The 22,421-nt window shown below is 42.0% G+C and carries 26 protein-coding genes and 2 riboswitches; of the genes, 3 read left to right on the top strand and 23 right to left on the bottom strand.

Annotation, left to right across the window (positions count from 1 at the left end; genetic code table 11):
- Positions 1-403: 403 nt before the first annotated feature.
- The 10 genes from sufB to VKA52_RS12450 all read right to left on the bottom strand — a co-directional run bounded on the left by sufB (position 404) and on the right by VKA52_RS12450 (position 9,206).
- The gene (sufB, locus tag VKA52_RS12495; RefSeq protein WP_146816698.1) at positions 404-1,801 is read right to left on the bottom strand and encodes a Fe-S cluster assembly protein SufB; all 1,398 of its coding nucleotides are present in this window, start codon (positions 1,799-1,801) and stop codon (positions 404-406) included.
- A gap of 30 nt (positions 1,802-1,831) precedes the next feature.
- Positions 1,832-2,275 (bottom strand): Fe-S cluster assembly sulfur transfer protein SufU, encoded by a 444-nt coding sequence (gene sufU, locus VKA52_RS12490; RefSeq protein WP_326315869.1) that lies wholly within the window; start codon positions 2,273-2,275, stop codon positions 1,832-1,834.
- Positions 2,265-3,485: a cysteine desulfurase gene (locus VKA52_RS12485; RefSeq protein WP_326315868.1), complete on the bottom strand. Its 1,221-nt coding sequence runs from the start codon at positions 3,483-3,485 to the stop codon at positions 2,265-2,267. The genes sufU and VKA52_RS12485 overlap by 11 nt, the downstream gene beginning before the upstream one ends.
- Positions 3,485-4,792 (bottom strand): Fe-S cluster assembly protein SufD, encoded by a 1,308-nt coding sequence (gene sufD / locus VKA52_RS12480; protein ID WP_326315867.1) that lies wholly within the window; start codon positions 4,790-4,792, stop codon positions 3,485-3,487. The genes VKA52_RS12485 and sufD overlap by 1 nt, the downstream gene beginning before the upstream one ends.
- Before the next feature lie 19 nt (positions 4,793-4,811).
- A complete protein-coding gene (gene sufC / locus VKA52_RS12475) occupies positions 4,812-5,591 on the bottom strand; it encodes a Fe-S cluster assembly ATPase SufC (protein ID WP_160911670.1) in 780 nt (259 codons plus the stop codon).
- A 242-nt stretch (positions 5,592-5,833) separates the two neighbouring features.
- On the bottom strand, positions 5,834-6,004 hold the full coding sequence (locus VKA52_RS12470) for a hypothetical protein (protein WP_202412393.1): 171 nt from the start codon (positions 6,002-6,004) through the stop codon (positions 5,834-5,836).
- A 196-nt stretch (positions 6,005-6,200) separates the two neighbouring features.
- Entirely contained in the window at positions 6,201-6,566 is a 366-nt protein-coding gene (locus tag VKA52_RS12465; protein ID WP_326315866.1) for a carboxymuconolactone decarboxylase family protein, read from the bottom strand.
- 66 nt (positions 6,567-6,632) lie between these two features.
- Positions 6,633-7,487, bottom strand: a complete 855-nt coding sequence (locus VKA52_RS12460; RefSeq protein WP_326315865.1) for a MetQ/NlpA family ABC transporter substrate-binding protein — start codon at positions 7,485-7,487, stop codon at positions 6,633-6,635.
- Between the two features lie 32 nt (positions 7,488-7,519).
- Positions 7,520-8,188 (bottom strand): methionine ABC transporter permease, encoded by a 669-nt coding sequence (locus tag VKA52_RS12455; protein WP_206947678.1) that lies wholly within the window; start codon positions 8,186-8,188, stop codon positions 7,520-7,522.
- A complete protein-coding gene (locus tag VKA52_RS12450) occupies positions 8,181-9,206 on the bottom strand; it encodes a methionine ABC transporter ATP-binding protein (RefSeq protein ID WP_326315864.1) in 1,026 nt (341 codons plus the stop codon). Before VKA52_RS12450 ends, VKA52_RS12455 begins: the two co-directional genes overlap by 8 nt.
- 82 nt (positions 9,207-9,288) lie before the next feature.
- Positions 9,289-9,397: riboswitch (SAM riboswitch) on the bottom strand.
- Positions 9,398-9,603: 206 nt separating this feature from the next.
- Positions 9,604-9,709: riboswitch (SAM riboswitch) on the bottom strand.
- A 90-nt stretch (positions 9,710-9,799) separates the two neighbouring features.
- Here VKA52_RS12450 and VKA52_RS12445 point away from each other — a divergent pair.
- Positions 9,800-10,222 (top strand): TlpA family protein disulfide reductase, encoded by a 423-nt coding sequence (locus tag VKA52_RS12445; RefSeq protein ID WP_326315863.1) that lies wholly within the window; start codon positions 9,800-9,802, stop codon positions 10,220-10,222.
- A gap of 136 nt (positions 10,223-10,358) precedes the next feature.
- Here VKA52_RS12445 and VKA52_RS12440 read toward each other — a convergent pair whose 3' ends face one another.
- The 8 genes from VKA52_RS12440 to VKA52_RS12405 all read right to left on the bottom strand — a co-directional run bounded on the left by VKA52_RS12440 (position 10,359) and on the right by VKA52_RS12405 (position 19,068).
- Positions 10,359-10,673 carry a thioredoxin family protein gene (locus tag VKA52_RS12440; protein WP_237417412.1) on the bottom strand — a complete coding sequence of 105 codons (315 nt, stop codon included), beginning with the start codon at positions 10,671-10,673 and terminating at the stop codon, positions 10,359-10,361.
- Between the two features lie 10 nt (positions 10,674-10,683).
- Entirely contained in the window at positions 10,684-11,031 is a 348-nt protein-coding gene (locus tag VKA52_RS12435) for a toprim domain-containing protein (RefSeq protein ID WP_160911659.1), read from the bottom strand.
- Positions 11,032-11,153: 122 nt separating this feature from the next.
- Positions 11,154-11,537: a glycine cleavage system protein GcvH gene (gcvH, locus tag VKA52_RS12430; protein WP_160911657.1), complete on the bottom strand. Its 384-nt coding sequence runs from the start codon at positions 11,535-11,537 to the stop codon at positions 11,154-11,156.
- Positions 11,538-11,620: 83 nt separating this feature from the next.
- Positions 11,621-11,980: an arsenate reductase family protein gene (locus VKA52_RS12425; protein ID WP_326315862.1), complete on the bottom strand. Its 360-nt coding sequence runs from the start codon at positions 11,978-11,980 to the stop codon at positions 11,621-11,623.
- A 551-nt stretch (positions 11,981-12,531) separates the two neighbouring features.
- On the bottom strand, positions 12,532-14,313 hold the full coding sequence (locus VKA52_RS12420; RefSeq protein WP_326315861.1) for an acyl-CoA dehydrogenase family protein: 1,782 nt from the start codon (positions 14,311-14,313) through the stop codon (positions 12,532-12,534).
- Between the two features lie 19 nt (positions 14,314-14,332).
- Positions 14,333-15,508, bottom strand: coding sequence for an acetyl-CoA C-acetyltransferase (locus tag VKA52_RS12415; RefSeq protein WP_326315860.1), 1,176 nt, complete (start codon positions 15,506-15,508; stop codon positions 14,333-14,335).
- Positions 15,509-15,533: 25 nt separating this feature from the next.
- Positions 15,534-17,933 carry a 3-hydroxyacyl-CoA dehydrogenase/enoyl-CoA hydratase family protein gene (locus tag VKA52_RS12410; protein WP_326315859.1) on the bottom strand — a complete coding sequence of 800 codons (2,400 nt, stop codon included), beginning with the start codon at positions 17,931-17,933 and terminating at the stop codon, positions 15,534-15,536.
- Between the two features lie 217 nt (positions 17,934-18,150).
- The gene (locus VKA52_RS12405; RefSeq protein WP_326315858.1) at positions 18,151-19,068 is read right to left on the bottom strand and encodes a proline dehydrogenase; all 918 of its coding nucleotides are present in this window, start codon (positions 19,066-19,068) and stop codon (positions 18,151-18,153) included.
- 242 nt (positions 19,069-19,310) lie between these two features.
- Here VKA52_RS12405 and VKA52_RS12400 point away from each other — a divergent pair, with 242 nt between their 5' ends.
- A complete protein-coding gene (locus VKA52_RS12400) occupies positions 19,311-19,568 on the top strand; it encodes a hypothetical protein (RefSeq protein WP_146816734.1) in 258 nt (85 codons plus the stop codon).
- Between the two features lie 11 nt (positions 19,569-19,579).
- Entirely contained in the window at positions 19,580-19,909 is a 330-nt protein-coding gene (locus tag VKA52_RS12395; protein ID WP_146816736.1) for a spore coat protein, read from the top strand.
- Positions 19,910-19,962: 53 nt separating this feature from the next.
- Here the strand turns inward: VKA52_RS12395 and copZ are convergent, their stop codons facing one another.
- From copZ to VKA52_RS12370, 5 genes are all read right to left on the bottom strand, one after another.
- The gene (gene copZ, locus VKA52_RS12390; protein WP_160911647.1) at positions 19,963-20,169 is read right to left on the bottom strand and encodes a copper chaperone CopZ; all 207 of its coding nucleotides are present in this window, start codon (positions 20,167-20,169) and stop codon (positions 19,963-19,965) included.
- A 133-nt stretch (positions 20,170-20,302) separates the two neighbouring features.
- Positions 20,303-21,067 (bottom strand): STAS domain-containing protein, encoded by a 765-nt coding sequence (locus VKA52_RS12385; RefSeq protein WP_326315857.1) that lies wholly within the window; start codon positions 21,065-21,067, stop codon positions 20,303-20,305.
- A complete protein-coding gene (locus tag VKA52_RS12380) occupies positions 21,054-21,707 on the bottom strand; it encodes a cobalamin B12-binding domain-containing protein (protein WP_326315872.1) in 654 nt (217 codons plus the stop codon). The genes VKA52_RS12385 and VKA52_RS12380 overlap by 14 nt, the downstream gene beginning before the upstream one ends.
- A gap of 11 nt (positions 21,708-21,718) precedes the next feature.
- Positions 21,719-22,087, bottom strand: a complete 369-nt coding sequence (locus tag VKA52_RS12375) for a hypothetical protein (RefSeq protein WP_160911642.1) — start codon at positions 22,085-22,087, stop codon at positions 21,719-21,721.
- Positions 22,084-22,389 (bottom strand): antibiotic biosynthesis monooxygenase family protein, encoded by a 306-nt coding sequence (locus VKA52_RS12370; protein WP_160911640.1) that lies wholly within the window; start codon positions 22,387-22,389, stop codon positions 22,084-22,086. The genes VKA52_RS12375 and VKA52_RS12370 overlap by 4 nt, the downstream gene beginning before the upstream one ends.
- Positions 22,390-22,421: the final 32 nt, after the last annotated feature.

Raw genomic sequence — 22,421 nt, 5'->3', positions numbered from 1 at the left:
CTTCCCACCTAGGCAGGCATAATGGGCTTTGTATCAAGCAATTACTCTTTCTAGACGTCCATTGGATAGAGTGCATATTATCCATTTCCTATAAACATATATGCTGATTTTCTAAGTAGTGGTTTCGAGAATCTTCCTTGGTAAGTGGGCGGAGGGGAATGGCGAGACTCCTGCGGGAAAAGAGTGCTAGGTGAGACCCCGGAAGGCGTCAGCCTGAGGAGGCTCATCGCGCTCCCGCGGAAAGCGAGTTATTCCCCGCAGCCCCCATCCACTCAAAGAACATCTCGAAACTGAGTCTTCAAGAAACCTGCCATATACTTTAATAACCATTAATCACCATCAGTTTACCAGATGACGATGAAAAAGCCGTGCAGATGATATCTGCACGGCTTTATATCTTTTATTAACCGATGGAACCTTCCATTTCAAATTTAATGAGACGGTTCATTTCTACAGCATACTCCATTGGGAGCTCTTTAGTGAACGGCTCAATGAAGCCCATGACGATCATTTCTGTAGCTTCTTCTTCAGAAAGACCACGACTCATCAAGTAGAACAACTGCTCTTCGGAGACTTTAGAAACTTTCGCTTCGTGCTCTAGAGAGATGTTCTCGTTCATGATTTCGTTATAAGGAATCGTATCGGATGTGGACTCATTATCCATGATAAGCGTATCACACTCAACATTGGAACGAGCACCTTCAGCTTTACGTCCGAATTGAACAATTCCGCGATACGTTACTTTACCACCATGTTTAGAGATGGATTTAGAAACGATCGTAGAAGATGTGTTTGGCGCCAGGTGGTGCATTTTAGCACCGGCATCCTGGTGCTGCCCTTTACCAGCGAGAGCGATGGAAAGTGTCATACCACGCGCTCCTTCACCTTTAAGAAGAACAGCAGGATACTTCATCGTCAGTTTGGAACCTAGGTTTCCATCAACCCATTCCATCGTAGCGTTTGACTCGGCAACCGCACGCTTCGTTACAAGGTTATACACGTTGTTCGCCCAGTTTTGGATCGTTGTATAACGGCAATAAGCGTTATCTTTAACGAAGATTTCTACAACGGCACTGTGCAGAGAGCTGGAAGAATAGGTTGGTGCTGTACAGCCTTCTACGTAGTGAACAGAAGATCCTTCGTCAGCAATGATCAACGTACGCTCAAATTGACCCATATTCTCAGAGTTAATACGGAAGTATGCTTGCAAAGGCGTTTCTACTTTCGTATCTTTCGGTACGTAGATGAAGGAACCTCCGGACCAAACTGCAGAGTTCAACGCTGCGAATTTGTTATCAGACGGTGGAATAACTTTACCGAAATACTCTTTGAAAAGATCTTCATTCTCTTTAAGCGCAGAGTCCGTATCCTTGAAAATAACACCCAAATCTTCAAGGTCTTTTTCCATATTGTGATAAACGACCTCGGACTCATACTGAGCGGATACACCTGCAAGGTACTTCTGCTCGGCTTCCGGAATTCCAAGACGGTCGAATGTGTTTTTAATTTCTTCAGGGACTTCATCCCATGAACGCTCTGAACGTTCAGATGGCTTCACATAATAAGTGATATCATCGAAATTAAGCTCAGATAGATCGCCGCCCCACTGAGGCATCGGCATTTTATAGAATTGTTCCAAAGATTTCAAACGGAAATCCAGCATCCATTTCGGTTCTTCTTTATAGTTGGAGATTTGTTCAACGACTTCTTTCGTCAAACCTTTTTGCGTACGGAAAATCGAAACATCTTTTTCGTGGAAACCGTATTGATACTCTCCCACTTCTGGCGCTTTTTTAGCCATGTTATATACCTCCTTTTGGTATAGAAAAGCTTAGTCTTCCTTCTCTGCATCTACACCCTTTTCCATTGCTTTCCAAGCGAGCGTCGCACATTTAATACGCGCAGGGAACTTGGAAACTCCCTGCAGGGCTTCAATATCTCCAAGGTCTAGATTTTCCTCGTCAATATCTTTTCCCTGCATCAAGTCAGAAAAGAGCTCAGACATCTTAAGTGCTTCGTCAACTGGCTTTCCTTTGATTGCCTGTGTCATCATGGAGGCCGAGGATAGACTGATGGAACAGCCTTCACCATCGAACTTTGCATCCTTCACAATGCCATCGTCGACCAGCAATTGCAGCTGAATGCGGTCCCCGCATGTAGGATTGTTCATATCTACAGTCATAGGGTTTCCTTCGATGGAACCACGGTTGCGCGGATTTTTATAATGGTCCATGATGACTTGACGATAAAGTGTATCCAGGTTATTAAAAGACATCGCCAAAATACTCCTTTGTTGTTTTTAATCCTGCAACAAGTTTATCAATATCTTCTTCAGTATTATACAAGTAAAAGCTGGCTCTTGCCGTCGCTGAAACTTCCAGCCAACGCATCAATGGCTGAGCACAATGGTGTCCTGCACGCACAGCGATTCCCTCAGCGTCTAAAACCGTCGCAAGATCGTGAGGATGGACATCCGAAAGGTTGAAAGTAACAAGCCCCGCCCGGTGCTCTGGACCATAAATGGTCATGCCATCGACTTTATTCATTTCCTTTATTGCGTAGGAAGCAAGTTTTTCTTCATGCTCTTTGATTTCATCCAAACCGATATCTGTGAGGAAATCAATGGCTGCACCTAAGCCGACCGCTCCACCGATGATGGGGGTACCGCCTTCAAACTTCCAGGGCAGTTCTTTCCACGTCGAATCATAAAGGTTAACGAAATCAATCATTTCCCCACCAAACTCGACAGGCTCCATTTTTTCAAGAAGCGCCTTTTTACCGTACAGGACTCCGATTCCAGTCGGGCCACACATCTTATGCCCTGAAAACGCATAAAAATCAGCATCCAAATCCTGGACATCAATCTTCATGTGAGGAGCACTTTGAGCACCATCAACAAGCATAACAGCTCCTTGTTTATGAGCTATTTGTGCAATTTCTTTCACCGGATTGATCGTCCCAAGCACATTAGAAACATGCATAACAGCAACAATCTTGGTTTTCGATGTGACTGTCTTTTGCACATCTTCTAAAAGAATCGTGCCATCAGACTGCAATGGAATATACTTCAGAGTAGCTCCTGTTTCCTTAACAATCTGCTGCCATGGAATAATGTTACTGTGGTGTTCCATTGGAGTGATGACGACTTCATCACCTTCACTCAAATTAGCACGGCCGTAGCTTGCCGCAACGGTATTAATAGCCGTTGTTGTCCCACGCGTGAAGATGACTTCCTGGGTACTGGACGCATTAATAAAGCGTCTTACTTTCTCCCGTGCGCCTTCATACTCGTCTGTTGCTTTCGTACCAAGCGTGTGTACACCTCTATGGACATTAGAGTTGTATCCTCGATAGTATTCATCAAGCTTTTCAATCACCTTAATCGGCTTTTGAGATGTCGCTGATGAATCCAAATACACGAGCGGATGTCCATTTACTTCCTGATGCAGAATAGGAAATTCGTCGCGTACCGCTTTTACATCCATTAATATACTTTCCTTTCAATCACTTGCTGCAACTGTCGTTTTACAGCTTCAACAGGCAATTGATTTACTACAGGAGCTAAGAATCCATGGATGATTAAACGCTCAGCTTCAAACTTGGAAATTCCACGGCTCATCAGGTAATACAATTGGATCGGATCTACACGTCCAACGGAAGCAGCGTGTCCCGCTGTTACGTCATCTTCATCAATGAGAAGGATCGGGTTCGCGTCACCGCGTGCGTCGCTGCTCAGCATAAGAACTCGTGATTCCTGTTCGGCATTAGACTTGCTTGCGCCATGTTCAATTTTACCGATTCCGTTGAAAATAGCAGATGCTTTATCCTTCATCACCCCGTGTTGAAGAATGTAACCGTCGGAGCCTTTTCCGAAGTGAGTGATGTTAGCTGTAAAGTTCTGCTTCTGTTTTCCACGTCCAATAGCAACTGTTTTCGCATTGGAGTGTGAATTATCACCAATCAAGTGTGTGATGTTTTCAGAAACCGTGTCGCCTTCGTTCATTTGTCCAAGAGCCCACTCAATGACGGAATCACGGTATGCAACTCCACGGCGATTGGCATAAACAGTTGTGCCTGCTTCAAAGTTGTCCACTGCACCGAAAGATACTTTTGCTCCATCTTTAGCGATGACTTCTGTCACGATGTTCGCGGAAGTTTTCTCTTCTTTATTGTGAGAAATATAGTTCTCTACGTATGTCACAGAACTATTCTCTTCAGCTACTACTAAGATGTGGTTGATCAAGGAAGCTTTTGGATCTTCCTGCCAGAAAATCGCTTGAATCGGATCCTCTATCTGAACGTTTTTTGGAACGTAAAGGAAAATCCCTCCGTTCATGAGAGCGGCGTGAAGAGCAGTCAAACGATGCTCATCCATATGAACCGCATCGTTCATGTAATACTTTTCTACCAATTCACTGTGCTCTCTTAGAGCCGTCCCGATATCTGTGAAAATGACACCTTGATCTTTCAGTTTCTGATCAATCGTTCCGTATGCCACTGTATGGTTACGCTGAATGACCAGGTTTTGCTGTTCTTTTTCTTCATCTAAGAAATCTTTGATTTCACCTGGAAGTTCATCAAGAGAATCAATGCGATCACCGGTTACATGGTGGTCGAACTCTGTGAAGTTCCATTTGGAAATATTCGTTTTATCTGGTTTCGGAAGTGGTAAAGATTCCGATTTCTCCAGGGCGCTAAGACGAAGGTTCTTCATCCATTCAGGCTCGTTCTGCCCTTGGGAGAATTGTGAGATGTACTCTTTGTCATATGGTAGTGAGACTTCTACTGTCATGATTACCCTCCTATCTTAATTACGCGTTAACGGTTTCGTCTTCGATGCCAAGTTCCTGTTTAATCCAGTCATAACCTTCCTCTTCCAGACGCTGGGAAAGTTCTGGCCCACCGGATTTGACAACACGTCCTTGCATCATAACGTGTACTTTATCAGGAGTGATGTAGTTCAATAGACGCTGGTAGTGAGTAATGATCAAGCAGCCGAAAGCGTCGTTGCGCATTTCGTTGATTCCTTTAGCAACTACTTTCAGGGCATCAATATCAAGTCCTGAATCAATTTCATCCAAAATGGCAATTGCCGGTTGGATCATCATCAATTGTAGGATTTCATTACGTTTTTTCTCACCGCCGGAGAAACCTTCATTAAGGTAACGCTGAGCCATGTTTTTATCCATATCAAGTGTGTCCATCTTCGCGTCCATCTCTTTAATAAATTTCATAAGAGAGATTTCGTCGCCTTCTTCACGGTGAGCGTTAACGGAAGAACGAAGGAAATCAGAATTTGTCACACCACTGATTTCACTAGGATATTGCATTGCAAGGAATAGACCTGCTTGAGCTCGCTCGTCCACTTCCATTTCAAGAACGTTTTCGCCGTCAAGCAATACTTCACCTTTTGTCACTTCATATTTAGGGTGACCCATGATTGCGGAAGCCAGCGTGGATTTACCGGTTCCGTTCGGTCCCATAACAGCGTGGAATTCCCCACCGTTGATTGTTAAATTAACACCTTTAAGGATTTCCTGACCTTCAATTTCTACGTGAAGATCTTTGATTTCTAAAGTTGATCCTGCCATAAATGAATACCTCCAGTATCTATTTTTATCGAATGTCCAAGTTAATCGGAAACAAAGAACTATTCTCAATTTATTCTCATTATAATCTTATATCATTTAGTGCTTGTTATCAACTTTTTCCCATTAGCTGAAAACGTGGAAACGGACATATAACAAACAAATTTCTACAATTTTCATGTGTATTATAACATGAAAAAATCAGGTGGCTAAACACACCTGATTTTTTCATCTACTGTCATGAATTATCTATGCAATTGACGGTCGACTTGGGCAATCATTTTCTGACTCTCTTCGAATTCACGTTGGCGTTTCTCTTCTACTTTCAAGCGTGTATCCAACTTCCTGCTGTACTCCGCATAACTCATGTTATGAGACTGGTGCATGGCTTTCTCCATATCAGCAGTGTAATTCAAATTCAGATCGTCATTGATAACGAATCAATCCTTTCAGATTATTTACACAATTTAAAGTACCACAAATAATATACCCAAACAAAGCCCTTTGAAACTCTAAAATACATCAAATCAAACTCTTTTCTCCAATGTAAGCGTTTACTCCGGGCGAGTATTTAGAATACATCCGATTTTCTCGAATTTTCTAATAAGTGGATCAATTGACCGTTGACGTCAAGTCCATGTATGCATCCTGTACAAGGGTTACAGCCTGGCTCAAAGCTGCTCCTCCTCCAAATGCCGCAGCCACACCACAAGCTTCTAATATTTCCTTCTCTGTTGCTCCCTGATCGACACAGCCCTTCGTGTGGTAAATCATGCAATACTCATCCTGTGCAACGATGCTGATTCCTAATGCCATCAATTGCTTATCTTTTTTAGATAATTCCCCTTCTTTAAAGCATTCTTGTGTAAATTCATCGAACTTATGAGAAACTTCCGGCATGTGCTCTCTGAAGGCTCCCATTCCTTCTTTATAATCATGTAAATACGTTTGCGTCCACGTCATATTTTGTTCCTGCATACGAAAACCTCCCAATAAAAATAAGTGACTGCGGTTAGTATAAACCGCAGCCACCCATTTTATCCGTTATTCAGCATCACTTGATACCGGCACAACAGCACCGTCATATTCTTCTTTTATGAAGTTTACGATCTCATCAGAACGAAGAACTTCTACAAGGGTATTCAATGCTTCATTGTCTTTATCTTCACTATTAGCAGCAACAACGTTTACATATGGAGAGTCAGATTCCTCGAGAATAATTGAATCTTCACTTGGAGACAAGTCAGCTTCAATCGCATAATTTGTATTAATAGCTACAAGCACGTTTTCTTCACGTTGATAAACCTGGGGAAGGTTTGCTGCATCTACACCTGTATCAAATTCGATGTTTTTAGGGTTTTCTACAATATCCTGTACCGTAGCTTCTACTTTTTCAACACTTTCATCCAATTTGATCAGCCCCTCTTTTTCTAAGAGAGAAAGAACTCGTCCGTGAGTGGATACGGAACGACTCATGACTAGCGTCGTGCCCTCTTCCACATCTTCCAGGTTTTCATACTTTTGAGAATAAACTCCGATCGGCTCAATGTGGATACCACCGAGGTTTACAAAGTCATATCCTTTCTCTTCTTCTTGAGTCTCCATATAAGGAATCGTTTGGAAATAGTTTGCATCGATTCGACCTTCATCTAAGTCTTGGTTCGGTAAAATATAATCCTGATATTCTTCAATCTCTAATGTGATTCCTTTTTCTTCGAGCATAGGTTTTGCTTTTTCAAGAACTTCAGCGTGAGGAACACTAGTGGCTCCTACCTTAATCTCTTTGGCATCACCTTCACCTTCAGATCCTGATGAAGTTTCCTCCTCATTCGATGACCCGCAAGCTGCGAGCACTAGGATAAACAATACAGCGATTAAACTCGTCCAGATTTTTTTCATTTTTCATTCTCTCCCTTTTCTTTATTTTATCTTTATCTTTTATCCAATTTCCGTGAGATCGCATCTCCGATGAATTGGAATATAAACACAATCAAAATAATTAAAATGGTACAGATAAATACAACATCAAAATTACTTCTTTGGAAGCCGTAGAAATAAGCGAAGTCGCCAAGTCCACCTGATCCAATTGCACCTGCTACTGCAGTGTATCCAATCAATGCGATCGCTGTTACGGTAATCCCTGATATCAGAGCTGGCATCGATTCCGGAAGCAATACTTTGAAAATGATGGTCGAATACTTAGCTCCCATAGATTTTGCGGCTTCCACGACACCTTTATCGACTTCTTTCAAAGCAATTTCCACTAAACGGGCATAGAATGGAGCTCCACCAATAATTAGTGCAGGTAGCGCTGCTTGAGGCCCTCGAATAGTTCCAATCAGAAAATCAGTAAACGGGAACAACAATAAAATGAGAATGATAAAAGGAATCGCTCTAAATATGTTAACGATAGAAGCAGTGATCCAATTCAATGTTTTGTTTGCCCAGAGACCCCCAGGGCCGGTCAAATAAAGAAGTAGTCCCAATAGCAAACCTAAAACAAACGTACCTGCGACAGAAACCAGAGTCATGTAGAGGGTTTCATTTGTAGCTGTAATCATGTCTTCCATTCTTACGTTCGGGAACCATTCATTAAACATGTGGATTCACCTCCACTTCTACAGATGTTGATCCAATATAATCAATGGCACGCTCGACTTCTTTTTGATTTCCATCAAACTGTACAAACATTGTTCCATACGCACCCTTTTGCGTCTGGGTGATTTTCCCATGCAGAATGTTGACATCTACTTCAAACTTCCTGGATAAATCGCTGATGAGTGCTTGATTTGTACTATCTCCGACAAAATGAAGACGGATAATTTCTCCAGATCGGTAATTATCTTTGATCAACTGCAGGGAGGTCTCTTTTTCCGGATCTCCCATCACTTGATCCACAAACTTCTTCGTTACCGGTTTTTTAGGATGGAGAAAGACATCCAACACTTCCCCTTGCTCCACAATCTTCCCTTCTTCCATAACCGCCACCTGATGACAAATTTTGCGTATTACATGCATTTCATGTGTAATCAGAACGATTGTAAGGCCGAGTTTTTCATTAATATCCACAAGGAGATCAAGAATCGAATCAGTGGTCTCTGGGTCCAAGGCGGATGTAGCTTCATCACACAAAAGAACTTTAGGGTTGTTTGCAAGTGCTCTGGCTATCCCCACCCTCTGCTTTTGTCCGCCACTCAATTGAGATGGATAAGAACCTCCACGTCCTTTCAATCCCACCAAATCAATCAATTCATCGACTCGTTTCTGCCTCTCAGCTTTAGGGATACCGGCAATTTCCAATGGAAAAGCGATATTATCATGAACGGTTCGCGACCAAAGCAAGTTGAAATGTTGGAAGATCATTCCAATTTCTTGTCTTGCCAACCTTAATTTTCCTTTACTCAAAGAAGTGAGTTCCTGATCATCGACAAGAATGCTTCCTTCTGTGGGGTCTTCCAACCGGTTCAGTAAACGAATAAATGTACTTTTACCGGCACCGCTATAGCCGATCACCCCATAAATTTCCCCTTTGTTAATGTTAAGACTTAAGTCATCCACAGCTCGTACATCCTGATCTTTCGTGTGGAATATCTTTGATAGTCCTTTAATTGTAATCATGATGATTTCCCTCCACTTCCAAAAAAACGCCGCTCTGTTATGAGAACAGAGCGGCGTTTTTAATCATACCTAAAAATCTGTTCTCTCATCTGTCAAAGTTTTTTACTTTGCAGGAATTGGCACCTGAGCAAAATAGTTCTGCCGGTTGCCGGGCATCATCGGGCCAGTCCCTCCGCCACTCTGGATAAGAGATTTTAGTCTATTAAATTATTATTACTTTAACTCGTTTAAGTAGCACAAAGAGGATTGTAGCACCGTACGAATTTTGTGTCAACTCCAAAACAGATTGTTCAGAAAATAAAGTCGATCAATTATAAACCAAAACAGCAAATATTCACGCGATTTACACAATAAAAAAATCCCTTCTTTAAATAGAAGAGATTGATCGCGTTTACATTTCTCATCTATCAAAGTCAAAGACTTCGCAGGATTTAGCACCGTGCAGTCTACCTGCCGGTTGCCGGGCATCGTCGGGCCAGTCCCTCCGCCACTCTGGATAAGTGAAGATGTCGATATGAAATTAATAATTATGTTAGCATGGGACATAGATTAGCGTCAATCCATAACTTCGCCAGATACAAAGGAGAATGACATTGAGTGAACAAGCCCCTTTATTTGAACTGCCTTATATTAACGATCAATCTTCAATCTATAAACTGGAAGACGAACTAGGGAAAGTTATTGTCTTGACCTTCTGGGCCTCCTGGTGTCCAGATTGCGGGAAAGATTTACCTATGAAAGAACAACTGTTCAAAACGATGGATCATGAAAAAGTAGCGATGCTGACGATCAATGTTTCTGGAAGAGAACGGAAGATAGAGGAAGGTCTCGAATTCACCGAAAAGTTTTTAACGCAGCCTACTCTTTCTGACGAAGGACGTTACGTTTATGACATGTACAATTGTGATGGCGTTCCTTCCACCATCATCATCGATCAACAAGGTAATATCCATGCGAATTTTGGTGATCAGTCCTCCTTCTTAGATATTGTAAGCAAACTAGGAGAAATTGTATGATATTCAAGACTAGAAAAAACAGGGAAGACTCTGGAGAGTCTTCCCTGTTTTTTATTATAGAATAACTTCCAAACCATATTTAATAAGAGAAGTTTTCAATTCTACAGTAGTGGTCATTTCCTGGGAAATACATACACTATTCAACAAAACCAACGACTTTCTCATACATATAGGAGACAGATTGAAAAGCATATATCTTTTCCTCTACCTCCCCATCCCTCGTCACTAGCAGACACGGGACACTTTTAATCTTATAATACTGCATCCATTCAGGGTGCAGAGAAGCATTCATTTCCTTAAAAACTCCCCGATCAAAGACCGCTTCAAGTGTTGTAAGCATTTGACGTGCTAAATGACACGTTGCGCAAAAAGGGCTGTGAACGAAGGTGAGGGTCGTTTGTGGAGCATCAAAGTGCTTCTTTACTTCTGGTGATGTTTTTATTTCCTCCACAGCCATCCTCCTATATTAAATAAATCGATTTTACGTTGAAATGTCTACTAAGTAAGGCTCTTGCTAATTCAGCTTCCGGCGTAGCTGCTACTTCTCTGAAAGCCTTATCTATATAGATATGTTCGGCGTGAGGAAGCTCTTCCGTCAATTGTTTTCTTAATTTGTAGCCAGAGTCATCTTCGTCCACGAGAATATACACGGTCCGATCATCTAAATTGTGATCAAAAATCATTTCTTCCATCCGCTCGATTCCTAAAGTCCCATGGGTGCAGATGATTTCAATATCTTCATCAAGGACCTTGTTCAACTTCTTTTTATCCGTGATTCCTTCAACAATGACGATTCGTTCTCCATCCATCTTCATCACCTACTATATAGAAACAGACCATGCCTCTCAGGCATGGTCTGAACATGATTAAGATCAAACGTGATCATGTCAGACAAGGATTCTTAAAGCCCTGCCTGTCCAATGCACTATCCTTAGTCTTCATCAATCATTGCTTCATATTCTTCCGCAGTCATCAAATCATTGACCTTGGAGTTGTCACTTGGTTCAACAACAACCATCCAGGCTTTATCGTAAGGAGATTCATTAACAAATTCCGGACTGTCTTCCAAGTCTTCATTAACTTCGACAACCTTACCACTAAGAGGAGCATAAAGTTCAGAAACTGTCTTCACAGACTCTACACTGCCAAACGGCTCATCTGCTTCCAGCTCATCCCCGACTTCTGGAAGTTCTACGAATACGATATCTCCAAGTTCTGATTGCGCGAATTCAGTAATACCGACTCTAACTTTTTCCCCTTCTTCTTTCACCCATTCATGTTCTTCAGAATAACGCAGGTCTTTAGGTACGCTCATGTCAATTACCTCCAAAATAATAATTATAGTTCAACAACTAATATAAACATAAAAGCTATAGGCTTCTATTCCCAATAATGTGCTCACTGAGCCCAAACATTTTCAAACTCATCCTGCTTAAACCCTATGGTTGTTTTTTCACCATCAGTTAGGATGGGCCGCTTTATAAGCATTCCATCAGATGCCAACCACTCAATCATCTGTGCTTCATCTGCTTCTTTTAGCTTTTCCTTCATATTCAGTTCTCTATACTTTTTCCCACTAGTGTTAAAGAATTTCTTTGCAGGTTTGTCACTAGTAGAAATAAAGCTCTTCAACTGCTCTTCTGAAGGGGGATGATTGACAATATGTACAGATTCGTAGTCAATCCCTTCCTCATCCAACCACTTTTTAGCTTTTTTACATGTACCGCAATTTGGGTACCAATAGAAGGTTAAAGACATCTTCACACCCTCCTTCATTCTTGTTGTCTAATATTTTATCACAACGAAGGCGAAGATTTCATTTATTTCTAAGATTGTCTTCATATTCATCTCATGCTCTTCCATAATCCTCCCTTTAGTTGAAGACTCAGTTTCGAGGTGTTTGTGTGAGTTTAGGGCTCCGGGAAAAGGTTCGTCTTGCTCCATCGTCCAGACACTCGCGTCATAAGCAGAACAGCAAAGGAATGAAAAGCACATTCCTTTGCTGTTCTGCTTATGACAGTCGTGTCTACCAGGACGATTCCGCATTTGAACACTTTCCATGGGGCGGGCGGTGAGCCTCCTCAGGCTAAGCCTTCCGGGGTCTCACCTGTCCCACACGTCCCATAGGAGTCTCACCGCGCTCCCGCGGAAAGCGAGATATTCCCCTCCGCCCCCATACACTCAACATAAGTCTCGAAACTGAGTCCTCCACAATCCTGCCATATTGTTTAAGATGAATAGAGCAAAACGAAGGCCTGCACCTTCGCGTTTCGAAAGTGCAGGCCCTGTGTGACATTCAACCTTATTTTTTAAACCGTGTACTTTTCAGCTTCAATCAATGCTTTTGCAATCTCACGCTTCTTAGGAATAACATTTGTAGGTGTATGACGTGTCAGTTTACGCATAGCACCTAGCATCATTCTTAAAGAATCCCCGGATTCCGCTGCAATCAATGTTTCTTTCGCATGTCCTTCGATTCGATTGAAGGCTTCCTGCACATACACTTGTGTATAGAGGAGTTTCTGTTTGTTCTTCTCTTCACCTGATTTATTGATTGCTTTCTCCGTACGAAGAACGGCAGATTCCATGTTATAAATCTCGCCTACTATATCCGCGATATTTACAAGAAGTTCTTGCTCATTTTCCAGTTTCTCTCCGTATTTCTGTGCGGCAAGACCAGCAGCAAGGAGACCAATCTTCTTCGCATTTTTCAATAAATATTTCTCTTGTTCCAGAACTTCCACACCCGGTTCTTCCGGCATCATCATCATAATTTCTTCTTGAAGGGCTTGTGCTTGCTGAAGGAGAGGCAACTCGCCTTTCATTGCTTTCTTCAACAGTGTACCTGGGACGATCATACGATTGATTTCGTTCGTACCTTCAAAGATTCTGTTGATTCGGGAATCACGGTACATTCTTTCTACTTCGTATTCAGCCATAAAACCGTATCCACCATGTATTTGTACAGCTTCGTCCACAGCAAAGTCCAGAAGTTCTGTTCCAAACACTTTGTTCAATGAACATTCAATTGCATATTCTGCAATGACTTTAGCAACGGCAGCGCCATCTTTCAGCTCTTCGTCAGACAATTTACCCATGCTTTGTTCGAATAAACCTACCGTACGATACACGGAGCTCTCATTTGCATAGGTGTTGGCTGCTACAGAACCGATCTTTTCCTGAATTAATGGAAAGCTTGCGATCGGAGTCTTGAACTGTTTGCGGTCCTTGGCATACTTGACCGAAAGCTCAATTGCTCGCTTAGAACCACCTACTCCGCCAATCGCCAGTTTGTAGCGACCGACATTTAGAATGTTGAATGCAATGACATGCCCGCGCCCAACTTCTCCAAGAACATTCTCCACAGGGACTTCCGCATCTTCTAATATCAATGTACGAGTGGAAGAACTCTTAATTCCCATCTTTTTCTCTTCTGGACCTGTAGATACGCCTGGATAGTCACGATCCACTATAAACGCCGTGAACTTATCTCCATCGATCTTGGCGTATACGACGAACACATCAGCGAAGGCAGAGTTCGTAATCCACTGCTTTTCTCCATTTAATACATAATGAGTACCAGCATCATTTAACTTTGCTGTCGTTTTTGCTCCAAGAGCATCGGATCCTGAACCTGGCTCTGTTAAAGCATACGCAGCAATTTTCTCCCCTGTAGCAAGCAATGGAAGGTATTTTTGTTTCTGTTCTTCATTACCGAAGAAAACAATCGGTAGAGAGCCTATGCCCACGTGAGCACCATGGGTAACGGAAAAGCCTCCAGCACGGGAAAACTTTTCAGTAATCAATGAAGAGCTGATCTTATCTAACTGAAGTCCACCGTACTCTTCAGGTACATCAGCACCTAACAATCCCAACTCTCCCGCTTGCTTCAAAAGGGCTACGGAATGTTCAAATTCGTGGTTTTCAAGGTTGTCAATTTTTGGAACAACCTCACCAAGAACAAAATCTTCCGCTGTTTTAGCAATCATTAAATGTTCATCTGTAAAATCTTCCGGTGTAATCACATCTTCTGCTGCCAAATCTTCGACAATGAATCCTCCGCCTTTAATCATCTCTTTCAAATCGCTCATCTTTCTGTTCCTCCCCGAGTTAAATTAATTCAAATACTCCAGCGGCTCCCATACCGCCACCAATACACATAGTCACAACACCGAATTGCTCATTTCGTCGTTTCATTTCATGGATCAAACTTAATGTAAGCTTTGTTCCTGTACATCCCAGCGGGTGACCCAAAGCGATCGCCCCACCGTTTACGTTTACTTTATCTTCATCTAATCCAAGTTCACGAATGACGCGAAGGGATTGAGATGCAAAGGCCTCATTCAATTCAAAGAGACCAATGTCGGATAAAGAAAGACCAGCCATCCGCAGAGCCTTCGGTACAGCTTCAATCGGTCCAACTCCCATGATCTCAGGCTCGACTCCGGCTACTGCGAAGGAGCGGAATTTGACTAGAGGTGTAAGACCCTCAGCTTCTGCTTTTTCGCGGTCCATAACCATAACAGCTGCTGCACCGTCACTCATCTGTGAAGAGTTTCCCGCTGTTACAGAACCTGTTGTTGAGAACGCAGGCTTCAACTTGCCAAGTACATCTTGTGTAGTACCTGCGCGAACTCCTTCATCCATAGAGAAGAAGCTTTTTCTTACTTTTACTTTATTGTCTTCTCCAAGCTCACGGTTCGTCACTTCAACTGGAACGATTTCATCCTCAAATTTCCCTTCCTGAATCGCTCTCGCTGCACGTTCATGACTCTGTACCGCAAATGCATCCTGATCTGCTCTTGATATTTCAAAACGATTCGCCACTTCTTCAGCGGTATGCCCCATAGACATATAATACTCAGGAGCATTCTCGACCAATTGAATATTCGGCTTAATCACGTGACCTCCCATAGGGATGAGGCTCATAGACTCCGCACCACCTGCAATGGCTGTGTCACTGTGACCAAGCATGATTTTTTCTGCGGCATAAGCGATACTCTGCAAACCAGAGGAACAATATCGGTTAACTGTAATCGCTGGCACTTTATGATGAAGTCCGGCAAGGCCTGCGATATTCCTCGCCATGTTCATTCCTTGTTCTGCTTCAGGCATCGCACATCCAATGATGACATCATCGATGTTGCCCTCATAATTGTTGGCTCTTTTCAATGTTTCCCTAATTGTCAAAGCGGCCAGATCATCGGGACGCGTATGTGCAAGTGACCCTTTCTTCGCCCGACCGACTGGTGTACGAGCTCCTGATACGATAACTGCTTCTTTCACGGCTCTTCCCCCTCTTTTTATTAACTTAATTACGTAGCGGCTTGCCTTTCATAAGCATGTGCTGCATACGAGCTTGAGACTTCGGCTCCCCTACAAGACTTAAAAAGGCTTCACGTTCCAGATCTAATAGATACTGCTCATCTACGAGCGTTCCCTCTTTCAACTTTCCGCCTGATAGAACAAAAGCTAGTTTTTCTGCAATTTTAAGATCATGTTCACTGGCATATCCACTTAGCGCTAGTGATTTGGCACCTAGAAGCATTGTGGCATAGCCCTGCTCACCAACTACCGGTATTTTCGTACGTTTAGGTGCCTGGTAGCCTGACCTCGCCAGCCCGAGCACTTTTTGTTTCGCATCATGGAGGAGATGGTCGCCGTTGACACTAATGGCATCCTGCTGGTCTAAGAAACCATTCTCTTTCGCTTCCTCTCCTGAAGTAGAGACTTTAGCCATAGCTATTTTTTCAAACACACTGTTGGCAACCTTCTGCAGATCAAAATCAATGCCATTAGGTATGTTTCTTAAGTGCTTCATATAGAGTTCTTTATTTCCACCACCACCAGGAATTAGACCGACACCAGCTTCCACGAGACCCATATAGGTTTCCTGTGAAGCCTGGATAGCATCAGCAGGCAGACAAACTTCCGCTCCCCCGCCAAGAGTCATTCCAAATGGCGCTGCAACAACAGGCTTATCTGAATATTTCATTTTCATCATACTGTCCTGGAAACTCTTTACGACCATTTCGATTTCAAAGAAGTTGTAATCCTGAGCTTCCATGAGAATCATTCCAAGGTTGGCACCAACACAGAAGTTTTTAGCCTGGTTGCCGATGACAAGGCCTTCGAAGTTCTCATCTACATGATCAACCGCAAAATTGATCATCTGAATAATATCAAGTCCAATGGCATTGCTTCTAGAATGAAACTCCAAACCAGCGACCCCATCGCCAAGATCAATTAAACTGGCACCAGCATTTTTCTTTATGACTTCACGCTCTTCTTTCAGGCGTTTAAGGTTGATGACTTTTTCATTAAAGGACTGCTGTTTGTATTCTCCTTCATGATAGAAGTAAACGTTTCCATTTTTCTTCTTATAAAATGTTTCGATTCCATCATCCAGTATCTTCTCTACCCACGTTGGAATCGTCTCTCCTTCTTTCTTCATACGCTCCACAGATGCTTTCAGGCCGATACTGTCCCACATTTCAAATGGACCAAGTTCCCAGCCGAATCCCCAGCGCATAGCTTCATCAATAGACGGTACATCATCAGCAATTTCACCATACAATTCTGCTGAATAGAGAAGGACTGGTTTTACCACGGACCACACTAAGTCGCCAGCACGGTCACCTTCTGCATGTACGAGCGTTTTCAATTTTCGCTGTGGGCCTTTTTCCTGTTTCGCCATTTCAGTGGCTTTGGTCTTCAACTTGCCACGTTTTTCGTATTCAAGGGTTTCAGGGTTAAGCTGCAGGATTTCACTTCCCTTTTCACCTTTCTGCTTAAGGAAGAAACCTTGCCCACTCTTCGATCCCAGCCAACCTTTATCAAGCATTTCTTTCATGAAGGAAGGAATTTCGAAAGCTTTTTTCTCTTTTCCTTCTACTTGGTCGTACACATTGTTGGCTACATGGATGAACGTATCTAAACCAACAACATCAAGCGTGCGGAAGGTTGCGCTTTTTGGCCTTCCTATCATCGGTCCGGTGACTGAATCCACTTCACCGACGGAGTATCCTTTTTCAAGCATTTGCTGAACGGTCACTAATAGACCGTACGTTCCAATTCGGTTAGCAATGAAGTTAGGCGTGTCTTTCGCTTCAACAACACCCTTGCCAAGAACATCTTCTCCAAACTCTTTCATGAATTGAAGCACATCTGGACTTGTATGCTTCGTAGGAATCACTTCTAATAACTTCAAATAACGTGGCGGGTTGAAGAAGTGTGTACCTAGGAAATGAGATTTAAAATCCTCACTGCAATCTTCGGACATGGCTTCAATTGAAATTCCAGAAGTATTGGAACTGACAAACGAGCCTTTCTTACGGTGACGGTCTACGTCAGCTAATACTATTTTCTTGATATCAAGATTCTCCACGACTACTTCAATGACCCAGTCGACTTCTGATAAACGTTCCATATCATCTGTGAAGTTTCCGACTTCAATTAGATTAAGATTTTGTTTACTTGTTAGTGGTGAAGGTTTTTGTTTAAGCAGTGCTTTTTTATTTTCAGCAGCAATCCGGTTTCTCACGGCTGGATCTTCCAGCGTAAGCCCCTTTTTTGCCTCTGCATCAGTTAGTTCGCGAGGGGCGATATCCATCATCAATGTAGGAATACCTACATTCGCTAAATGGGCGGCGATTCCTGCGCCCATTACTCCAGATCCAAGGACGGCTGCCCGCTTGATTTTGTGATTCATTACATTTCCCCCTATCTCATTTGAATGAATGCTCATTCATTTTAAAGCCAAAAAAATAAGTACGGCTAATTCGTATCTATGTATAATATAAAATATTTTCAGACATTTCGCAATCCTTTTCTCCATAATTCTGTAAAATCTTCTCTTGAAATTCATTTGTTCCTGTATTTTATGCACAACCTCATAAAAGGATGCCCGCAAATATGCGGGCATCGAATTACTTTCCAAATACACCTTTTAGTACAAAGGCGACGTTCGCCGGTCTCTCAGCGAGCCTTCTCATAAAATACCCATACCAGTCATTTCCATAAGGAACATACACTCGCATTTTATACCCTTCTTTTACTAACTCTTCCTGTCTTTCCACTCTGATTCCATAGAGCATTTGAAATTCAAATTGTTCTTTTGAGATATCCTTTTCTTCTACAAGCGATTTCGTGTATTCGATCATTCGATCATCATGACTGGCCACAGCTGTGTAGTTCCCGTTCAGCAAATGAATCCGGATGATCTTCTTCAAATTCTCATCTACGTCTTTCTTCTCGGGAAAAGCGACTTTCGGTGACTCTTTATAAGCGCCTTTAACTAGTCGTAGATTCGGATGGTATTTGTCGAGTTCTTTTATATCATCAACGGTTCGGTATAAATATGACTGTAATACGGTTCCTATATGCTCATAATCCTCTCGCAGCTTTTTGAAGATTTCAAGTGTCTTTTCACATCTTTCATAATCCTCCATGTCTATGGTAACAAACACATCTTTTTCTTCAGCGACATCCAGAATCCTGCGCATATTCTCCATCACAAGGTCTTCCGATATATCAAGACCCATAGAAGTTAATTTTAAAGAAAGCTGTGAATCCAACTGATGGTCGGCAATCGCCTCGATTGCTTTTATACAGCCTTCCGCTGCTTCTCGTGCTTCGGATTCACTATCAATAAATTCCCCTAGATGGTCAATGGTTACAGCCATCCCCTTCTCGTTCAATTCTTTGATTGTTTTAACCGCATCCGGTACAGTTTCTCCCGCTACAAACTTCCCTGCCCCAAAGCGAAGTCCATATCTCTTTGCCAACTTGGTAAAAAAGCGGTTTTTTGATAAAAAAAGAAAAAAGTTTCTGAGTATACGTTCCATTCTCCAACCCCCTAAACCTTGTTCCCGTTCACAAAAATACATTCTGATTTTTCTGTCATGTAATCGTTAACATACTACTATTTTATCATTTATTAGATGGAATGGGTAAAAATTATATTTCCTTCGACAAACCCCCGCCTTTTTCCACAAGTTATGACTACTATTGGCTACTGAAATGATTTTTCTTATAGAAATGGCGATGAAGGTCATAATAAAAAATGAAAAAAGAAGGAGGAAACGTGATGCAACAACAAAATCAATCCATGCAGCAGTCCCAGCCCATGTCTCAAGTACCTAATATCGTGAGTACAAAAGATCAGCTTTATCTAGCTGACATGCTGTCCTGGAATTTGAATGCCTGTAAAAAAGCTCATTTCTTTGCACAAAATTGTCAAACACCAGAAATACAGGCCGCTTTAGAAGAGGCTGGCCAAATGCACCAGCGCCATTATGATAAGCTGCTTAATCATTTGAATTCTCAATCCCAAACAACCAACTGAGGAGGTATATCATGAATCAGACTCAAAAGATACAGAACCCTGAAACAAATGTTCCTAAAACTCCACAAATGAATGAGAGAGATTTTGTTAATGATCAGCTGACAACTGAAAAGTATATGACCGCTTCTTATAACATCGCCTTAAACGAAGCTAGCAATCAAAACCTTTATCAGGATCTTGCTACGATTTTCAAGGAAACCCAGGACTGCCAACGCAACTTATACAATCTCATGTTTAAAAATGGGTGGTATGCACTTGAACAGGCAGAGAAGCAGAAAATCGATCAGACGTATCAACAATTCACAGGTTATAAGACCCAATTGCCTTACAATGTCCAATAATTTTTAACGATCACAGAGCTAAAAAAGAAGCCCGTTTCCGGGCTTCTTTTTGTTTATCCTACAGGTTCATACCCTTGAGCCTCTACGGCTTCTTTCATCATTTTCTTACTTACAAAAGCTTCATCGTACGTGATGTTTACATTCCCGCTGTCCAGATCAACTTCTACACCATGTACCCCTTCCAATTCTTGAAGAGCGCCCTTTACGGATTGCTCGCAGTGATTACACGTCATTCCATTTACTTCTAATGTCATTTCCATAGTTTCACAACCTTTCTCAAACTTAGCTCTTGGTTAACTATTCCACAAAAGATTCATTCTTTAACGTTTTTTTATGAAAGAATGATCTTTGCACATTTAAAAACCCGCTTCCTATATATAGGAGCGGGTCATTCTAGTCATTGCAATATTTTTTTAAAGCCTGATGCAGAGAGTTCATAAACGTAATTTCTGATGAAAAATGAATCAACTGGATACGTTTCACCTGCTCCGGGCGAACCCCGGTGATAATGACTTCAGAACCCATATAACATAAAGAAGTCATTAAGTTTTTCAATAATTGAGCTCCATCCCCGTCGATTTGGCCTACTGCCGTAAAATCAAAAAGAATTCTCTCAATATCCCCGTGTTGGGTAGCTTGCAGCAATGGCTCTTCAACTGTGTACATTTTATCAGCTGTAATATGGCCAAAGAGCGGAATTAATGCGGTTTCTTCTGTTAAGCGGATAAACGGAGCGGAAAGTCGGTTTCCATGCTGGATCGCATCTTCCAATTTCTCTTTTTCTTCAAGCAGCTGAAAGTTAGTATCGTTCAAACGGGACCGCAATTGATCCATGGTTTTAGTCACTTTTGATAGCTGTTCATCTTTTGGAATGATCAACACTTCTGCATACAAATCATTTTTCCACTTCACATGCATATCGCATGTGATTGGATTCTGCCCTTCACCTGAAGGTTTAATTGCGATTTCTATTGAGAGTTTATGAACATCAGGGGTGACCCATTTTTTAATCTTAGACAGGCTCCCTTCATCCATAACATCTAAAAGGTTGTCCACTTCGCCGAACATCTCAACAGCTTCATCCGATATGGATTCAACTTTAAAATTTTTATTGATTATGACGTGTGGCAAAGGAAAGCTGCGTTCAACTCGTTTCATTGATCGTTTCTTCCCTTCCTTCATTGAACCAACGTTTCAGATGATCCAGATCCTTAACCACCATCACTTGTTCAGATTCAAATTCTTTCAAGTCGTATTTTTTTACTATTCTGCCGCCAATCATAATCAGCGGATTCCATTCTAATTGAGAAAAACGTTCCAACAACCTCTTGATTGTTTTTAAGCGATAAGGCAATGCCGCTGATATCCCGATGACATCAGGCCGGTACTTTTCTATTTGAGTGAAAGAGTGGTCCAAAGGGAGGTCCGGCCCCAAATAACGCACTCTCCACCCATGGTCTTTAAACGTATCTGCCACCATTTTCAAACCTATATAATGCTGTTCTTCTTCTACACCGAATAACATAGCTTTGAAGTTCTTTTGGTGTCTTCTACTTACAGGACCACTTTCCGAGTCAATTTTCGAGAGCACGAAGTCGCAAATGGCTGTAGCCAGATGTTCGTCCGCAACGGATATTTCATTTCTCTCCCACAGTTCTCCAACATAATACATGGCGGGAGTAATAATATCTTCATACAAATAAGCCCTCGGATGCTTTTCTAATAAAGTTTTTATATAATCTTCTGCCCCTTGTTCATCTCCTTGAAGGAAATAATGAGCTAAAATTTCGTGTTGCACGTCCAAAGTATTCACCTCTTTGAAAGTGTATGCAAATGTTGTAAAGCCTCGTCCAAATATTTGATATAACACTGTTTTTCGTCCTCGTCCACAACTTCCATGTTTTTAAGAAGGCGCACGAGCCGTTCATAATTATCAATAATCAGTGAAGTAGGTACTTCCCTTGATGTAAGCACCGTATTCAGCCATTTCGTGTAATCCATAAAAAAATCGACACTATCCATCTCATAGGCCGCTTGTAAATGATCTAAATGATGGAAGTTATCTTCTTCGGTTCGATCTCTTCCGTTCTGACCGAATTTTTCCCAAAGGTATGGGTAAGCCTCATAAATTTCATCTGCTACTAATTGAACTAAGCGACTCTGCTCAGACTTATTCACGTGGCGACCACCTCATATTTAGATACCTTCGGCACGATCCCTTGAAGTTCCTGATCCGGATATTGCTTCTCTAATTCATGGATTTTCTTGAACTGCTCACTGCGAGCCCATTTGAGATAAGCTTCTTTAGATTCCCATTCCAAGTGCACCGTCAGTTCACCAGGTTTCCTGTCGTTCTGCAGCAGTTGAAAGGAAATAAAACCATCCGCCTGGTCTACAAGACGGGATCGTTTTCTATATATATCAATTAAATCATCTGCTTTATGATCTGGTACCTTCACCATAGAATCTACGACGAACATGTGTCATTCCCCAATCTGATTTATTTTCATTA

This window comes from Halobacillus sp. HZG1 (assembly GCF_035818575.1).
Lineage (GTDB): Bacteria > Bacillota > Bacilli > Bacillales > Halobacillaceae > Halobacillus > Halobacillus litoralis.
Note: the sequence above shows the minus strand (reverse complement) of the source record. Positions and strands in the feature narration are given on the sequence as shown.

What these genes read in the sequence shown, in the direction of transcription:
- sufB (WP_146816698.1), bottom strand. Translation starts at nt 1,801, where the DNA reads ATGGCTAAAAAAGCGCCAGAAGTGGGAGAGTATCAATACGGTTTCCAC.
- sufU (WP_326315869.1), bottom strand. Translation starts at nt 2,275, where the DNA reads ATGTCTTTTAATAACCTGGATACACTTTATCGTCAAGTCATCATGGAC.
- VKA52_RS12485 (WP_326315868.1), bottom strand. Translation starts at nt 3,485, where the DNA reads ATGGATGTAAAAGCGGTACGCGACGAATTTCCTATTCTGCATCAGGAA.
- sufD (WP_326315867.1), bottom strand. Translation starts at nt 4,792, where the DNA reads ATGACAGTAGAAGTCTCACTACCATATGACAAAGAGTACATCTCACAA.
- sufC (WP_160911670.1), bottom strand. Translation starts at nt 5,591, where the DNA reads ATGGCAGGATCAACTTTAGAAATCAAAGATCTTCACGTAGAAATTGAA.
- VKA52_RS12465 (WP_326315866.1), bottom strand. Translation starts at nt 6,566, where the DNA reads ATGCAGGAACAAAATATGACGTGGACGCAAACGTATTTACATGATTAT.
- VKA52_RS12460 (WP_326315865.1), bottom strand. Translation starts at nt 7,487, where the DNA reads ATGAAAAAAATCTGGACGAGTTTAATCGCTGTATTGTTTATCCTAGTG.
- VKA52_RS12455 (WP_206947678.1), bottom strand. Translation starts at nt 8,188, where the DNA reads ATGTTTAATGAATGGTTCCCGAACGTAAGAATGGAAGACATGATTACA.
- VKA52_RS12450 (WP_326315864.1), bottom strand. Translation starts at nt 9,206, where the DNA reads ATGATTACAATTAAAGGACTATCAAAGATATTCCACACGAAAGATCAG.
- VKA52_RS12435 (WP_160911659.1), bottom strand. Translation starts at nt 11,031, where the DNA reads ATGGATGGAGAACGAATCGTCATTGTTGAAGGAATCACGGATAAAAAG.
- gcvH (WP_160911657.1), bottom strand. Translation starts at nt 11,537, where the DNA reads ATGAGCGTACCTAAAGACCTGCGTTATTCTGAAGAACATGAATGGGTG.
- VKA52_RS12425 (WP_326315862.1), bottom strand. Translation starts at nt 11,980, where the DNA reads ATGTCTTTAACCTTCTATTGGTACCCAAATTGCGGTACATGTAAAAAA.
- VKA52_RS12420 (WP_326315861.1), bottom strand. Translation starts at nt 14,313, where the DNA reads ATGAGCGATTTGAAAGAGATGATTAAAGGCGGAGGATTCATTGTCGAA.
- VKA52_RS12410 (WP_326315859.1), bottom strand. Translation starts at nt 17,933, where the DNA reads ATGAATCACAAAATCAAGCGGGCAGCCGTCCTTGGATCTGGAGTAATG.
- VKA52_RS12405 (WP_326315858.1), bottom strand. Translation starts at nt 19,068, where the DNA reads ATGGAACGTATACTCAGAAACTTTTTTCTTTTTTTATCAAAAAACCGC.
- VKA52_RS12400 (WP_146816734.1), top strand. Translation starts at nt 19,311, where the DNA reads ATGCAACAACAAAATCAATCCATGCAGCAGTCCCAGCCCATGTCTCAA.
- VKA52_RS12395 (WP_146816736.1), top strand. Translation starts at nt 19,580, where the DNA reads ATGAATCAGACTCAAAAGATACAGAACCCTGAAACAAATGTTCCTAAA.
- copZ (WP_160911647.1), bottom strand. Translation starts at nt 20,169, where the DNA reads ATGGAAATGACATTAGAAGTAAATGGAATGACGTGTAATCACTGCGAG.
- VKA52_RS12385 (WP_326315857.1), bottom strand. Translation starts at nt 21,067, where the DNA reads ATGAAACGAGTTGAACGCAGCTTTCCTTTGCCACACGTCATAATCAAT.
- VKA52_RS12370 (WP_160911640.1), bottom strand. Translation starts at nt 22,389, where the DNA reads ATGTTCGTCGTAGATTCTATGGTGAAGGTACCAGATCATAAAGCAGAT.